The 12,490-nt window shown below is 69.6% G+C and carries 14 protein-coding genes; 4 read left to right on the top strand and 10 right to left on the bottom strand.

Annotated elements, in window-relative coordinates; genetic code table 11:
* The first annotated feature begins 11 nt into the window (after positions 1-11).
* Positions 12-1,397 carry an aspartate aminotransferase family protein gene (locus AC3RJ7_RS11325; RefSeq protein WP_491455932.1) on the top strand — a complete coding sequence of 462 codons (1,386 nt, stop codon included), beginning with the start codon at positions 12-14 and terminating at the stop codon, positions 1,395-1,397.
* A 97-nt stretch (positions 1,398-1,494) separates the two neighbouring features.
* Here the strand turns inward: AC3RJ7_RS11325 and AC3RJ7_RS11320 are convergent, their stop codons facing one another.
* Positions 1,495-2,640, bottom strand: coding sequence for a DUF4192 family protein (locus AC3RJ7_RS11320; protein ID WP_491455931.1), 1,146 nt, complete (start codon positions 2,638-2,640; stop codon positions 1,495-1,497).
* 178 nt (positions 2,641-2,818) lie between these two features.
* On the opposite strand from AC3RJ7_RS11320, the gene AC3RJ7_RS11315 reads away from it, so the two are divergent.
* The 3 genes from AC3RJ7_RS11315 to AC3RJ7_RS11305 all read left to right on the top strand — a co-directional run bounded on the left by AC3RJ7_RS11315 (position 2,819) and on the right by AC3RJ7_RS11305 (position 4,888).
* Complete coding sequence (locus AC3RJ7_RS11315; RefSeq protein WP_491455930.1) at positions 2,819-3,310, top strand: methylated-DNA--[protein]-cysteine S-methyltransferase; 492 nt, start codon at positions 2,819-2,821, stop codon at positions 3,308-3,310.
* Positions 3,311-3,315: 5 nt separating this feature from the next.
* Positions 3,316-3,909: a DNA-3-methyladenine glycosylase I gene (locus AC3RJ7_RS11310; protein WP_491456167.1), complete on the top strand. Its 594-nt coding sequence runs from the start codon at positions 3,316-3,318 to the stop codon at positions 3,907-3,909.
* A 163-nt stretch (positions 3,910-4,072) separates the two neighbouring features.
* The gene (locus AC3RJ7_RS11305) at positions 4,073-4,888 is read left to right on the top strand and encodes a M57 family metalloprotease (protein ID WP_491455929.1); all 816 of its coding nucleotides are present in this window, start codon (positions 4,073-4,075) and stop codon (positions 4,886-4,888) included.
* Positions 4,889-5,105: 217 nt separating this feature from the next.
* Here AC3RJ7_RS11305 and AC3RJ7_RS11300 read toward each other — a convergent pair whose 3' ends face one another.
* From AC3RJ7_RS11300 to atpE, 9 genes are all read right to left on the bottom strand, one after another.
* Positions 5,106-5,867 (bottom strand): YaaA family protein, encoded by a 762-nt coding sequence (locus tag AC3RJ7_RS11300; RefSeq protein WP_491455928.1) that lies wholly within the window; start codon positions 5,865-5,867, stop codon positions 5,106-5,108.
* Entirely contained in the window at positions 5,867-6,439 is a 573-nt protein-coding gene (locus AC3RJ7_RS11295; RefSeq protein WP_491455927.1) for a P-loop nucleotide/nucleoside kinase family protein, read from the bottom strand. Before AC3RJ7_RS11295 ends, AC3RJ7_RS11300 begins: the two co-directional genes overlap by 1 nt.
* 10 nt (positions 6,440-6,449) lie before the next feature.
* A complete protein-coding gene (locus tag AC3RJ7_RS11290; protein ID WP_491428042.1) occupies positions 6,450-6,710 on the bottom strand; it encodes a F0F1 ATP synthase subunit epsilon in 261 nt (86 codons plus the stop codon).
* Positions 6,711-6,712: 2 nt separating this feature from the next.
* Positions 6,713-8,167, bottom strand: a complete 1,455-nt coding sequence (gene atpD, locus AC3RJ7_RS11285; RefSeq protein WP_491455926.1) for a F0F1 ATP synthase subunit beta — start codon at positions 8,165-8,167, stop codon at positions 6,713-6,715.
* 22 nt (positions 8,168-8,189) lie between these two features.
* Complete coding sequence (locus tag AC3RJ7_RS11280; RefSeq protein WP_491455925.1) at positions 8,190-9,086, bottom strand: F0F1 ATP synthase subunit gamma; 897 nt, start codon at positions 9,084-9,086, stop codon at positions 8,190-8,192.
* 46 nt (positions 9,087-9,132) lie between these two features.
* Complete coding sequence (atpA, locus tag AC3RJ7_RS11275) at positions 9,133-10,773, bottom strand: F0F1 ATP synthase subunit alpha (RefSeq protein ID WP_491455924.1); 1,641 nt, start codon at positions 10,771-10,773, stop codon at positions 9,133-9,135.
* 92 nt (positions 10,774-10,865) lie between these two features.
* On the bottom strand, positions 10,866-11,660 hold the full coding sequence (locus AC3RJ7_RS11270; RefSeq protein ID WP_491455923.1) for a F0F1 ATP synthase subunit delta: 795 nt from the start codon (positions 11,658-11,660) through the stop codon (positions 10,866-10,868).
* Positions 11,661-11,663: 3 nt separating this feature from the next.
* Positions 11,664-12,227: a F0F1 ATP synthase subunit B gene (locus AC3RJ7_RS11265; protein WP_491455922.1), complete on the bottom strand. Its 564-nt coding sequence runs from the start codon at positions 12,225-12,227 to the stop codon at positions 11,664-11,666.
* Positions 12,228-12,255: 28 nt separating this feature from the next.
* Entirely contained in the window at positions 12,256-12,489 is a 234-nt protein-coding gene (atpE, locus tag AC3RJ7_RS11260) for an ATP synthase F0 subunit C (RefSeq protein ID WP_122937972.1), read from the bottom strand.
* Position 12,490: the final 1 nt, after the last annotated feature.

Raw genomic sequence — 12,490 nt, 5'->3', positions numbered from 1 at the left:
AAGGGAAGATCATGACCGACACGGTCTACGACAACGCTGCACTGCAGCAACAGGCGAAGGACCATCTCTGGATGCACTTCGCCCGGCAGTCCACGATGGAGACCTCGGGCGTGCCGATCATCACCAAGGGCGAGGGCCACCGCGTCTTCGACATCAACGGCAAGAGCTACATCGACGGCCTCGCCGGCCTCTTCGTCGTGAACGCCGGCCACGGCCGCAAGCGCCTCGCGCAGGCCGGGGCGAAGCAGGCCGAGGAGCTCGCGTTCTTCCCGATCTGGTCGTACGCGCACCCGAAGGCGATCGAGCTCGCCGACCGCCTGGCCGACTACGCGCCCGGCGACCTCAACCACGTGTTCTTCTCGACCGGCGGCGGCGAGGCGGTCGAGACCGCCTACAAGCTGGCGAAGAACTACTGGAAGCTCATGGGCAAGCCGACCAAGTACAAGGTCATCTCGCGCGCCCTCGCCTACCACGGCACCCCGCAGGGCGCCCTCGCCGTGACCGGCCTGCCGATCAAGGCGCCGTTCGAGCCGATCACGCCCGGCGGACTCCGCGTGCCGAACACGAACTTCTACCGCGCCGCGGACATGGGCGCGCCGACCGAGAGCGAAGAGGCGTTCGGCATCTGGGCCGCCAACCGCATCGAGGAGCAGATCCTCATGGAGGACCCCGACACCGTCGCGGCCGTCTTCCTCGAGCCCGTCCAGAACTCCGGCGGCTGCTTCCCGCCCCCCGCCGGGTACTTCCAGCGCGTGCGCGAGATCTGCGACAAGTACGACGTGCTGCTCGTCTCCGACGAGGTCATCTGCGCGTTCGGCCGCATCGGCCACATGTTCGCGTGCGACGAGTACGGCTACGTGCCCGACATGATCACCTGCGCGAAGGCCATGACCTCGGGCTACGCCCCGATGGGCGCCACGATCATCAACGAGCGCATCTACGAGCCGTTCTCGAAGGGCGACACGACGTTCTACCACGGCTACACCTGGGCCGGTCACCCCGTCTCGGCCGCCGTCGCGCTCGAGAACCTCGACATCTTCGAGGAGGAGAACCTCCTCGAGCACGTGCGCGAGAACTCGCCGCTGTTCCGCGCCGAGCTCGAGAAGCTCAACGACCTGCCGATCGTCGGCGACGTGCGCGGCGCCGGCTACTTCTTCGCCGTCGAGCTCGTGAAGGACAAGGCCACGCGCGAGACCTTCAACGAGGACGAGTCGGAGCGCCTGCTGCGCGGCTTCCTCTCGACCGCCCTGTTCGACGCCGGCCTGTACTGCCGCGCCGACGACCGCGGCGACCCCGTGATCCAGCTCTCGCCGCCGCTCACCATCGGCGTGCCCGAGTTCCAGGAGATCGAGCAGATTCTGCGGAGCGTCCTCACCGAGGCATCCAACCGGATCTGATCGACTCACCGCACCCTTCGCACCCGGTGGCGGGCTCCGACGAGCCCGCCGCCGGGTGCGTCGTTCCGGGTGGTCCCGAGCGGCACCGCACAGCCGGTCACGCCCGACGTACGAACGCCCAGTCGGGCAATGCACCGCTGCCCAGGTACACGTCCAGAAGTCGCGCCATCGAGTGATCGGGATCCTCCGCGAGCGCGACGTCGAGCAGCGCCCCCGCCGCAGACCCGCGGCCGAGCGCCCAGCACAGCCACGCCGCGATGCAGAGCGGCCCCGGCCGATGGCTCGGCGGTGCGTCGGCGACGATCCGCCGGACGACCTCGAGCGCGCGCTCGAGGCGAGTCCGATCGGGACGCAGGCTCGACCTTCCGAGCATCAGCCGCGACAGGAGCTCGCTCGTCTCCAGGCCCGTCCCGTCCCCCTCGAACTCGCGCCGCACGAGTGCATCGACCGTCTCCCCGGCGGCCTCCGCGCGATCGGCCAGGTCCACAGCGTCGTCATGGGCTGCGGCACCGACGAGCGGCCCGAAGCCGAACTGCAGGAGCATGCCGTCGCGGAACACCGGCCGCGACGCGAGGTGCAGGAACCACGCGTGCTGCAGGGCGGACCCGCCGACGGGGTCGAGGAGCCGCTCGACGAGTTCGACCGGGTCGACGTCGTCACCCAGCGCGCGGAAGACGGCGTCGCCCGCCTCCGCCCGCTCGATCCGACGGAGTTCGCGCCCGATCGCCCGCACGCGGCGCTCGTCGGGCCGCGGGATCTCCGCCGACGCCGCAGGTCCTTCGGCGAGCTCGATGTCGGGCACGACGGCGCGGATCGAGGGTTCGTCGAGTTCCGCGAGCGGTCGCCCGGCCCGCGGGAGCGCGGGGTCGAGGTACGAGCCCCATCCGTCGCGCGCCCGGCAGAGGGCGTCGCGCACGGTGAATCCCGCTTCGCTCGCGCGACGGCGGAGCAGGTCGACGAGGCGCCGTTCGGGCGCACCGCCGTGGTCCGCGAAGCCCTCGTCGCTGTAGACCACCGGCACGATCGCGTCGATGTCCGGCATCCGGCAGAGCGATGCGACGACGGCGGCGACGAGGGGATCGCGGCCGTGCGGCAGGCTCGGCAGGTCGTGGCGCAGCACGCCGACCGCCCGGCGCCCGTCGAAGGCGACGCACACGAGCGACCGCTCGGGCGGGTAGCCTGCGAGCGCCGGCACGAGGGCGAGGAACTCTTGCGCCGAACCGGCGCGGATGATCGTGGTCATGCACCGAGCGTGGCGGCCGTGGCGGGCGGCGCGACCCCGCATCGGCCCCGGCGCCATGAGGCCGGACTGTGGAGGACGGGTCGGCCACCCCTCCTCGACACCGAGCCCGATGCGCTGACCCCGTGCGATGTCCGAATCCCGCGAGCCACCGTCGGAGGTCGCAGCTACGCTCGAACGCATGACCAACGAGTACCTCATCCGCCTCGACAGCCCGATCGGCCGGCTCGAGGTCGTCGCCGACGACGACGCCGTGACCGCGCTCACGATCGAGCGCGAGGGAGCCCTCCCCCACGACGGCGATGCCGAACGCACCAACCCCGTGCTCGAGCGGGCGCGCGTGGAACTCGACGAATACTTCGCGGGCACGCGCACCGCGTTCGACATTCCCGTCCGCTGGCACGGCACGCCCTTCCAGGAGGCCGTGTGGGCCGAGCTCGCCCGGCTCGGCTGGGGCGAGGCGACCTCCTACGGCTCGCTCGCCGCCGCCGTCGGCCGCCCCGGCGCATCGCGTGCGATCGGCGGGGCCGTCGGCGCCAATCCGGTGCCGATCCTCGTCGGCTGCCACCGCGTCCTCGCCTCCGACGGCCGGATCACGGGCTACTCGGCGGGCGAGGGCATCCCGACGAAGCTCTGGCTGCTCGGGCACGAGCAGATCGGCTTCGCCGCGTGAGCGCGATCCCGCGCACCGACGTCGTCGTCGGTGACGACGAGCTCGCGCGCTGCGCCTGGGGCGCGAGCGACCCCGAGTACCGGCGCTACCACGACGAGGAGTGGGGCACACCGCAGCACGACCCGGTGCGGCTCTACGAGAAGGTCTGCCTGGAGGGCTTCCAAGCCGGATTGTCGTGGATCACGATCCTCCGGCGTCGCGAGGCGTTCCGCGAGGTGTTCCACGGGTTCGATCCCGAGCGGGTGGCGGTGATGACCGACGCCGACGTCGAGCGCCTGCTCGAGGACGCCCGGATCATCAGGCACCGCGGCAAGATCCGGGCGACGATCACGAACGCCCGCGCCACCCTCGCCCTCGACCGTCCCCTCGATGAACTGCTCTGGGGGTTCGCCCCGCCGCCGCGCCCGACGGCGCCGGCGTCGTTCGCCGAGGTCCCTGCGACGACGGCGGAGTCGGTCGCCATGAGCCGCGAGCTCCGCCGCCGCGGGTTCGCGTTCGTCGGACCGACCACGATGTACGCCCTCATGCAGGCGGCGGGGATGGTCGACGATCACGTCGCGGGTTGCTTCCGGTCCGAGGCCTCCACCAGGCACGCGTGATGTCCCCCGTCCGGGTGCACGGCAGAAATCCTTGACACCGTCGAATCGGCCCGGATACGTTGAGCGCACTTCGGACGGACGGGCAGCGACGCCCCCCATTCGGCTCCGGAGCCGCTCGCCGACCAGGCGAGCGGAGATCGCTCGATTCAGTAAGGAATACTGCATGCGAATCACGAGAACACTCGCGCTCACCGCCACCGCGGCAGCAGCGCTCGCCGTCGGCACCGTCATCCCGGCTGCCGGCGCCACCCCGCTCGATGAATCCGACGTACCCTCCTACCAGGAGTTCGCGGCATCGACCTATCGCGACGTCGACGGCGGCTACATCGTCAACGGTGACGAGCTGGTCTCGAACCAGGGCGACCTGCAGACGTTCTACGACCTGCTCATCGGCCCCGAGACCCCGACCGACGGCCTCATCGTCAACACGGTCAACGGTGCCGACGACAAGTGGTCGACCTCGCAGGTCGGCAACCTGACCTACTGCGTCAGCACGAAGTTCGGTACGCGTCACGCCGACGTCGTCAACGCGATGGCCGGCGGTGCCGGTCTCTGGGAGGCCGCATCGTCGAAGGTCGACTTCGTGTACGTGCCGAGCGCCGACGCTCAGTGCACGACGCGCAACAAGTCGGTCGTGTTCTCGGTCGAGCCGGTGCAGACGTCGCAGTACATCGCCCGCGCGTTCTTCCCGAGCTCGCCCGATCGTCAGCAGAACGTGCTCATCGACGACTCCATCTGGAGCTCGGGCTCGTGGACGCCGACGAACATCCTCGGCCACGAACTCGGCCACACCCTCGGCTTCCGTCACGAGCACACGCGCCCCGAGTCGGGCACGTGCTTCGAGGACAACAACTGGCGTCCGCTGACGCCGTACGACTCGGCGTCGATCATGCACTACCCGCAGTGCAACGGCTCGTCCGACGACCTGTCGATGACGAGCTCCGACCGCGCGGGCGTCGTCGCGCTCTACGGCAACTGAGCCGACGCTCGTCCGAGCGCTCCGTCAGAGGCTGCTGGGCCCGGTCGCGTCGACCGGGCCCAGCGGTCCGTCACGAGGGCGCACGTCAGCGGGCGGTCGATCTCGTCCGACGCGCACCGGCGTGCGACCGATGGCCAGGCCGTGCGGCGGGCGTCGATGGTGCCGGACAGCGACCACCAGCCGGCTCCGCCGTCGGTGCACCGCGAGACCGCCGGTCTCACGCGACGAGTTCGACCTCGCGCGGCTGCGTTGCGCCGAGATCCTCGCCCGGATGCATCGAGAACCCCTCGGCGTCCGCCCAGGCGAGCAGATCCTCGAGCGTGTCGAGCTCGGGACGCCGCTCGAGCACGGCCCGCGTGAAGCGCCCCTTGGCCTGCTTGTTGAAATGGTTGAGGGCGCGCCTGCGACCGGCGCCGTCGATCGAGACGACCCGAACGTACACGCTGCCCTGACGGGCGGGCGCGGGACCGAGTTCGGCGTACCCCTCCGACCGGAGGTCCACGATCAGGCCGGGCTCCCGCTGGAGCACCTCGGCGAGATGATCGCGCCAGAACGGCTTGAGCCGAACGCCGGGCACCCGCGAGTCGTGCGAGAGTCGGTAGGCGGGGATCGGGTCGAGCGCACCGACGAGGCCGAAGAGCGCGGAGTGCACGAGCACCGAACGCCCCGCGAACTCGCGAGCCGCCTCGTCGAGCGACGGCGCATCGAGGGCATCGAAGAGCACGCCGGTGTAGCGGTCGATCGCGGGCATCGTCGGCGCCGTGGCGAGCGCTCGGTTGCGGCCCACCTCGGCGGCCTGGCGCGGGCCGAGCTTGAGCGCCCGCATCATCGCGTCATGATCGCCCGCGAGGTCGACGAGGGCGCGGGTCAGCTGCGCGCGCGGCGCCCGGAGCCCGTCGAACGAGAGTGCATCGAGCGACAGCGGCCCGCCGGAGCCGCCGTCGCGCTTCGTCTCGGACGGCGGAAGGAGCAGCAGCACTACGAGCCGATGAAGGCGAGTGCCGACTCGACGTTGGCGCCGAGCGACTCGACGCTGTCGATCGTGACGCGCGGCAGCGCCGACGACGGTCCGGTCCACGCGGCGTAGCCCTCGAGGCTCTGCTCGACGGCGCGCCACGTGGTCTCCTCGAGATGCGGCAGCCCTCGCTCCCGCTTCTCGAGCCGCGCCTTGTGCAGCTCTTCGTCGGAGCAGACGACCTCGATCACGCGGAGGCGGGCGTCGGTGCGGGCCGCGAGGTCGCGCCACTGCAGGCGTGCGGCCTCGGCGGCGTTCACCGCGTCGACGATGACCGTCCGACCCGACGCGAGCTCCTTCTCGGCGATCTCCTCGGCGACGAGATAGGCCGCCAGCCCCGTGGGCTGGTCGGCGTCGATACCCGCCTTCAAGATGGCCGACTCGATCGGGTCGACGGACACGACCGTGGCGCCGAGCCGGGCGCCGACGATCTGGGCGATCGTCGACTTGCCCGCGCCCGGCAGACCGGCCATCACGATGAGCTGGGTGACGCTCAGGTCACCGAACTGACGGTCGAACGGCTGCTCCCCCTGCATCCGCTTCCTTTCAGGCGAGGTCGGCGCGGGACGCGACGACCTGCACCTGATCGGACTGGACGGAGAGGAAGCCGTCCTCCGCGGAGGCGGTGATCTTCTCACCGCCCGGCAGGGTGACGCGCACCTCGCCGCTCGCGAGGATCGCGAGCATCGGCTCGTGCCCCGGGAGGATGCCGATCTCGCCTTCGACGGTCTTCGCGACCACCATGGCCGCCTCGCCCGACCACACTTCGCGGTCGGCCGAGACGACGCTCACGTTGAGGGCGGCCATGCTCAGCCGTTCTCCTTCTGGATCTGCGCCCACTTCTCTTCCACGTCGGAGATCGGGCCGACGTTGAAGAACGCCTGCTCGGCGACGTGGTCGAAGTCACCGCGGGCGATCGCGTCGAACGACTCGATCGTGTCCTTGAGCGGCACGGTCGAACCCTCGACACCCGTGAACTTCTTCGCCATGTAGGTGTTCTGCGAGAGGAACTGCTGGATGCGGCGCGCGCGGGCCACGGTGATCTTGTCCTCTTCGGAGAGCTCGTCGACACCGAGGATCGCGATGATCTCCTGGAGCTCCTTGTTCTTCTGGAGGATCTGCTTGACCGTGGTCGCGACGCGGTAGTGGTCGGCGCCCAGGTAGCGCGGGTCCATGATGCGCGACGTCGAGGTCAGCGGGTCGATCGCGGGGTACAGACCCTTCGAGGCGATCTCGCGCGAGAGCTCGGTCGTGGCGTCGAGGTGCGCGAAGGTCGTGGCCGGCGCCGGGTCGGTGTAGTCGTCGGCGGGCACGTAGATCGCCTGGAGCGAGGTGATCGAGTGACCGCGCGTCGAGGTGATGCGCTCCTGGAGGATGCCCATCTCGTCGGCGAGGTTCGGCTGGTAGCCCACCGCGGAGGGCATGCGGCCGAGCAGCGTCGACACCTCGGAACCCGCCTGCGTGAAGCGGAAGATGTTGTCGATGAAGAGGAGCACGTCCTGCTTCTGCACGTCGCGGAAGTACTCGGCCATGGTGAGGGCCGAGAGCGCGACGCGGAGACGGGTCCCCGGCGGCTCGTCCATCTGGCCGAAGACGAGGGCGGTCTTGTCGAAGACGCCCGCCTCCTCCATCTCGTGGATGAGGTCGTTGCCCTCACGGGTGCGCTCACCGACGCCGGCGAACACCGACACACCGCCGTGGTCCTGGGCGACGCGCTGGATCATCTCCTGGATGAGGACGGTCTTGCCGACGCCCGCACCACCGAAGAGGCCGATCTTGCCACCCTGCACGTACGGGGTGAGCAGGTCGATCGACTTGATGCCGGTCTCGAAGAGCTGCGTCTTCGACTCGAGCTGGTCGAAGGCCGGGGGCTTGCGGTGGATCGGCCAGCGCTCGGTGACCTCGATCGTCTCACCGGGCTCGAGGTTCAGCACGTCGCCGATCACGTTGAAGACCTTGCCCTTGGTCACGTCGCCGACGGGCACCGAGATGGGCGCGCCGGTGTCGCGAACCTCCTGGCCGCGGACGAGGCCGTCGGTCGGCTTGAGGGCGATCGCGCGCACGACGTCGTCGCCGAGGTGCTGGGCGACCTCGAGCGTCAGCGTCGAGGTCTCACCGCCGATGGTGACCTCGGTCTGGAGGGCGTTGTAGATGTCGGGGATCGAGTCGTGCGGGAACTCGATGTCGACGACGGGGCCGGTCACTCGGGCGATGCGGCCGACGGCGACGGCCTGGTCGGCGACCATGTCGATGGTGTCAGTCATTCTGCTCACTCTTTCTGGATTGCTACTTGGCGGCGACGAGCGCGTCCGCGCCGCCCACGATCTCGGAGATCTGCTGCGTGATCTCGGCCTGGCGCGCATTGTTCGCCAGGCGGGTGTAGTCGGTGATGAGCTTGTCGGCGTTGTCCGACGCCGACTTCATCGCCTTCTGCGTCGCCGCGTGCTTGGCCGCGGCCGACTGCAGGAGCGCGTTGAAGATGCGGCTCTCGATGTACACCGGCAGCAGGCCGTCGAGCACGGTCTCGACGTCGGGCTCGAACTCGTACAGGGGCTGCACCGTGGAGTCGGGCTCATCGACGCCTTCGACGACCTCGAGCGGCAGGAGGCGCACGACCGTGGGGGTCTGCGTCATCATGCTGACGAAGGTGTTGTAGACGACGTGGATCTCGTCGACCCCGCCGTCGGAGGCGTCCCGGAGGAACGACTCGAGCACCGCATCGGCGATCTCCTTGGCGAGCTCGAACTCGGGGTTCTCGCTCGAGCCGACCCAGTCCTGCTCGAACTCGCGGTGGCGGAACTGGAAGTACCCGACCGCCTTGCGCCCGACGAGGAAGTACACGACCTCCTTGCCCTGCGAGCGGAGGAGCTCGGCGAGCTCCTCCGCTTCGCGCAGGACCTGCGAGTTGAACGCACCGGCGAGGCCGCGGTCGCTCGTGAGGATCACGATCGCCGCACGCTCGATCTTCTCGGGCTCGGTCGTCAGCACGTGGTCGACGTTCGAATACGTCGCCACGGCCGAGACGGCACGGGTGATCGCCCGCGAGTACGGCGTCGAAGCCGCCACCCTCGCCTGCGCCTTCTGGATGCGCGAGGCGGCGATGAGCTCCATCGCCTTGGTGATCTTCTTCGTCGTCTGGGCAGACTTGATCTTCTGCCGATAGACCCGAAGTTGCGCTCCCATGTCTCTCCTGTATCCCTACGTCAGCGGTTCAGCTCGTCAGGTCGCCTCAGCGACGGGCCTTGACGATCTTCTCCTGGTTGACGTCTTCGGCGGCGATGGCCTCGAACTGCTCCGAGCCGACCGAGGCGAGCGGCTTGCCCTCACCGGTCTGGAACTCGCCCTTGAAGGTCGCGACCGACGACTCGAGCTTCGCGACGGTCTCGTCGTCGAGCTTGTTCGTCTCGCGCAGCACGTCGAGCACGTCGGTGTTGCGGCGCAGGTAGTCGAGCAGTTCGGCCTCGAAGCGGAGGATGTCCTCGACCGGGACCTCGTCGAGGTGGCCCTTCGTGCCGGCCCAGATCGAGACGACCTGGTCTTCGACGGGGTACGGCGAGTACTGCGGCTGCTTGAGCAGCTCGGTCAGGCGCGCACCACGGGCGAGCTGACGACGGCTCGCGGCGTCGAGGTCGGACGCGAACATCGCGAAGGCCTCGAGCGAGCGGTACTGGGCGAGCTCGAGCTTCAGCGTGCCCGAGACCGACTTGATCGACTTGACCTGCGCGTCACCGCCGACTCGCGAGACCGAGATGCCGACGTCGACGGCCGGACGCTGGTTCGCGTTGAAGAGGTCGGACTGGAGGAAGATCTGGCCGTCGGTGATCGAGATCACGTTGGTCGGGATGTACGCCGAGACGTCGTTGGCCTTGGTCTCGATGATCGGAAGACCGGTCATCGAGCCGGCACCGAGCTCGTCGGAGAGCTTGGCGCAACGCTCGAGGAGACGCGAGTGCAGGTAGAAGACGTCACCCGGGTAGGCCTCGCGGCCCGGCGGGCGGCGGAGGAGGAGCGAAACGGCGCGGTAGGCCTCGGCCTGCTTCGACAGGTCGTCGAAGATGATGAGGACGTGCTTCGAGTCGTACATCCAGTGCTGGCCGATGGCCGAGCCGGTGTACGGGGCGAGGTACTTGAAGCCGGCGGGGTCGGAGGCCGGCGCCGCGACGATGGTGGTGTACTCCATCGCACCGGCGTCTTCGAGCGCGCCCTTCACCGAGGCGATGGTCGAGCCCTTCTGGCCGATCGCGACGTAGATGCAGCGAACCTGCTTGTTCGGGTCGCCCGACTCCCAGTTCGCCTTCTGGTTGATGATCGTGTCGATCGCGATGGCGGTCTTACCGGTCTGGCGGTCGCCGATGATGAGCTGGCGCTGGCCGCGGCCGACCGGGATCATCGCGTCGATGGCCTTGATGCCGGTCTGGAGCGGCTCGTGCACGCTCTTGCGCTGCATGACGCCGGGAGCCTGGAGCTCGAGGGCGCGGCGGCCCTCGATGCCGGTGATCTCGCCGAGGCCGTCGATCGGGTTGCCGAGCGGGTCGACGACGCGGCCGAGGTACCCCTCGCCGACGGGCACCGAGAGGACCTCGCCGGTGCGGGTCACCTCCATGCCCTCTTCGATGCCGGTGAACTCGCCGAGCACGACGACGCCGATCTCGTCTTCCTCGAGGTTGAGCGCGAGGCCGAGCGTGCCGTCGGCGAAGCGGACGAGCTCGTTCGCCATGACCGAGGGCAGTCCGCCCACGTGCGCGATGCCGTCGGCCGCGTCGGTGACGTATCCGACCTCGGTCTTCTGCGCCTGGCCCGGCTCGTACGACGAGACGAACTCCGAGAGAGCCGAACGGATCTCGTCGGGGCTGATGGAGAGTTCTGCCATTGCCATTTCCTTTTCTGGGCCGGGCCTTCGGGGCACCGGTTTCAGCTTCTCTGTGTGGCGGCGCTGCACGCCGGTCGTGGTTTCAACCGGCGTCAGCCGGCAAGCTTCTGCCTCAGCGAGCCGAGGCGGCTGGCGACGCTGCCGTCGATGACGTCGTCGCCGATCTGGATGCGGACCCCGCCGATGAGGGCGGGATCGACGATCGTGTCGAATCGGATGGGGCGCCCGGCCTGCGCCGCGAGACCCTGCTCGAGCCGGCCGAGCTGGTCGGCCGAGAGCGGAACGGCGGTCGTCACGGTCGCGACGTCGAAGCCGCGCTGGTCGGCGACGACGGATGCCGCGTGCCGGAGCGCCTCGCCGATGCGGCGGCCGCGGGGCTGCTGCACGAGGTGCCGGACGATCGCGACGGTCTGCGGTGCGGCCTTGCCGTCGAGCAGTCGATCGACGAGTCGCGTCTTCGCCTCGGGGGCGCTCAGCTTCGAGCCGAGCGCGAGCTCGAGCTCGGAGTCGGACGCGACCGCGCGGTCGAAAGCGAAGAGCTCGGCGTCGATGTCGACGCCCTCCGCTGCCGAGTCGGCCGCGACGCGGTAGCCGAGGTCTTCGACGCCCGCGAGGAAGTCGTCGCCCGACGACCAGCGGCTCGACGCCGCGGTCACGAGGAGCGACACCGTGGCAGCGGGCAGCTGCGACCCGAACACGCGCTCGACGAGCGCGCGCTTCTGGGCGACGTCGGCTTCGGCGTCGGTCAGCGCCGTGCGCAGCTGCGACGACGCCCCGATCACGCGGCCGGCGGCGAGGAGCCCCTCGGCGACCGGAAGTTCGGCCCGGCCGAGTTCCGCGAGCGCAGCTCGCGACCCGGCCAGGGCCTCTCTCGTAGCGCTACCCATGGATTACTTCTTCCCTCCGGCGGCGGCCTCGGAGGCCTCCAGGTCGGCGAGGAAGCGGTCGACGACCGCGGTCGCCTTGGCGTCGTCGGTGAGCGACTCGCCGATGACGCCCGACGCGAGGTCGATGGCCAGCGTGCCCACCTCGGAGCGGAGCGAGACGAGGGCCGACTGGCGCTCCGCCTCGATCTGCGCCTGCGCGCTCGCGGTGACGCGAGCGGCCTCGGCGACGGCGGTGTCCTTCGCCTCGGCGACGATCTTCTTGCCGTCCTCGCGGGCGGTCTCGCGGATGCGGCCCGCCTCGGTGCGCGCGTCGGCGAGCTGGGCGGTGTACTCCTCGAGTGCCGCCTCCGCCTTGCGCTGCGCCTCGTCGGCCTTCGCGATGTTGCCTTCGATCGCCTCGGCACGCTCGTCGAGCAGCTTCTGGACGCGCGGGAGCACGTACTTCCAGAAGAAGAAGAGGATGATGACGAAGCAGACCGTCGACCAGAGGATGTCGTACAGCTCCGGGATGACGGGGCTGTGCGTCTCGCCACCCTCGGTTGCAGCGCTCAGTACTGCATGAAGCACTTTGGCCTCCTCAGTTGCGGCGGTTGGATCAGACGAAGATGAAGTAGGTCGCGATACCGATGAAGGCGAGCGCCTCGGTGAAGGCGATACCGATCCACATCAGGACCTGCAGGCGGCCGGCGAGCTCGGGCTGGCGAGCGACGCCCTCGATCGTCTTGCCGACGACGATGCCGACGCCGATGGCCGGGCCGATCGCCGCGAGGCCGTAGCCGACCGTCGCGATGTTGCCGTCGAGTGCAGCGAGAACGGTGGTTGCGTCCACG

This window comes from Agromyces solani (assembly GCF_058349925.1).
Note: the sequence above shows the minus strand (reverse complement) of the source record. Positions and strands in the feature narration are given on the sequence as shown.

What these genes read in the sequence shown, in the direction of transcription:
- AC3RJ7_RS11325 (WP_491455932.1), top strand. Translation starts at nt 12, where the DNA reads ATGACCGACACGGTCTACGACAACGCTGCACTGCAGCAACAGGCGAAG.
- AC3RJ7_RS11320 (WP_491455931.1), bottom strand. Translation starts at nt 2,640, where the DNA reads ATGACCACGATCATCCGCGCCGGTTCGGCGCAAGAGTTCCTCGCCCTC.
- AC3RJ7_RS11315 (WP_491455930.1), top strand. Translation starts at nt 2,819, where the DNA reads ATGACCAACGAGTACCTCATCCGCCTCGACAGCCCGATCGGCCGGCTC.
- AC3RJ7_RS11305 (WP_491455929.1), top strand. Translation starts at nt 4,073, where the DNA reads ATGCGAATCACGAGAACACTCGCGCTCACCGCCACCGCGGCAGCAGCG.
- AC3RJ7_RS11295 (WP_491455927.1), bottom strand. Translation starts at nt 6,439, where the DNA reads ATGCAGGGGGAGCAGCCGTTCGACCGTCAGTTCGGTGACCTGAGCGTC.
- AC3RJ7_RS11290 (WP_491428042.1), bottom strand. Translation starts at nt 6,710, where the DNA reads ATGGCCGCCCTCAACGTGAGCGTCGTCTCGGCCGACCGCGAAGTGTGG.
- atpD (WP_491455926.1), bottom strand. Translation starts at nt 8,167, where the DNA reads ATGACTGACACCATCGACATGGTCGCCGACCAGGCCGTCGCCGTCGGC.
- AC3RJ7_RS11280 (WP_491455925.1), bottom strand. Translation starts at nt 9,086, where the DNA reads ATGGGAGCGCAACTTCGGGTCTATCGGCAGAAGATCAAGTCTGCCCAG.
- atpA (WP_491455924.1), bottom strand. Translation starts at nt 10,773, where the DNA reads ATGGCAGAACTCTCCATCAGCCCCGACGAGATCCGTTCGGCTCTCTCG.
- AC3RJ7_RS11270 (WP_491455923.1), bottom strand. Translation starts at nt 11,660, where the DNA reads ATGGGTAGCGCTACGAGAGAGGCCCTGGCCGGGTCGCGAGCTGCGCTC.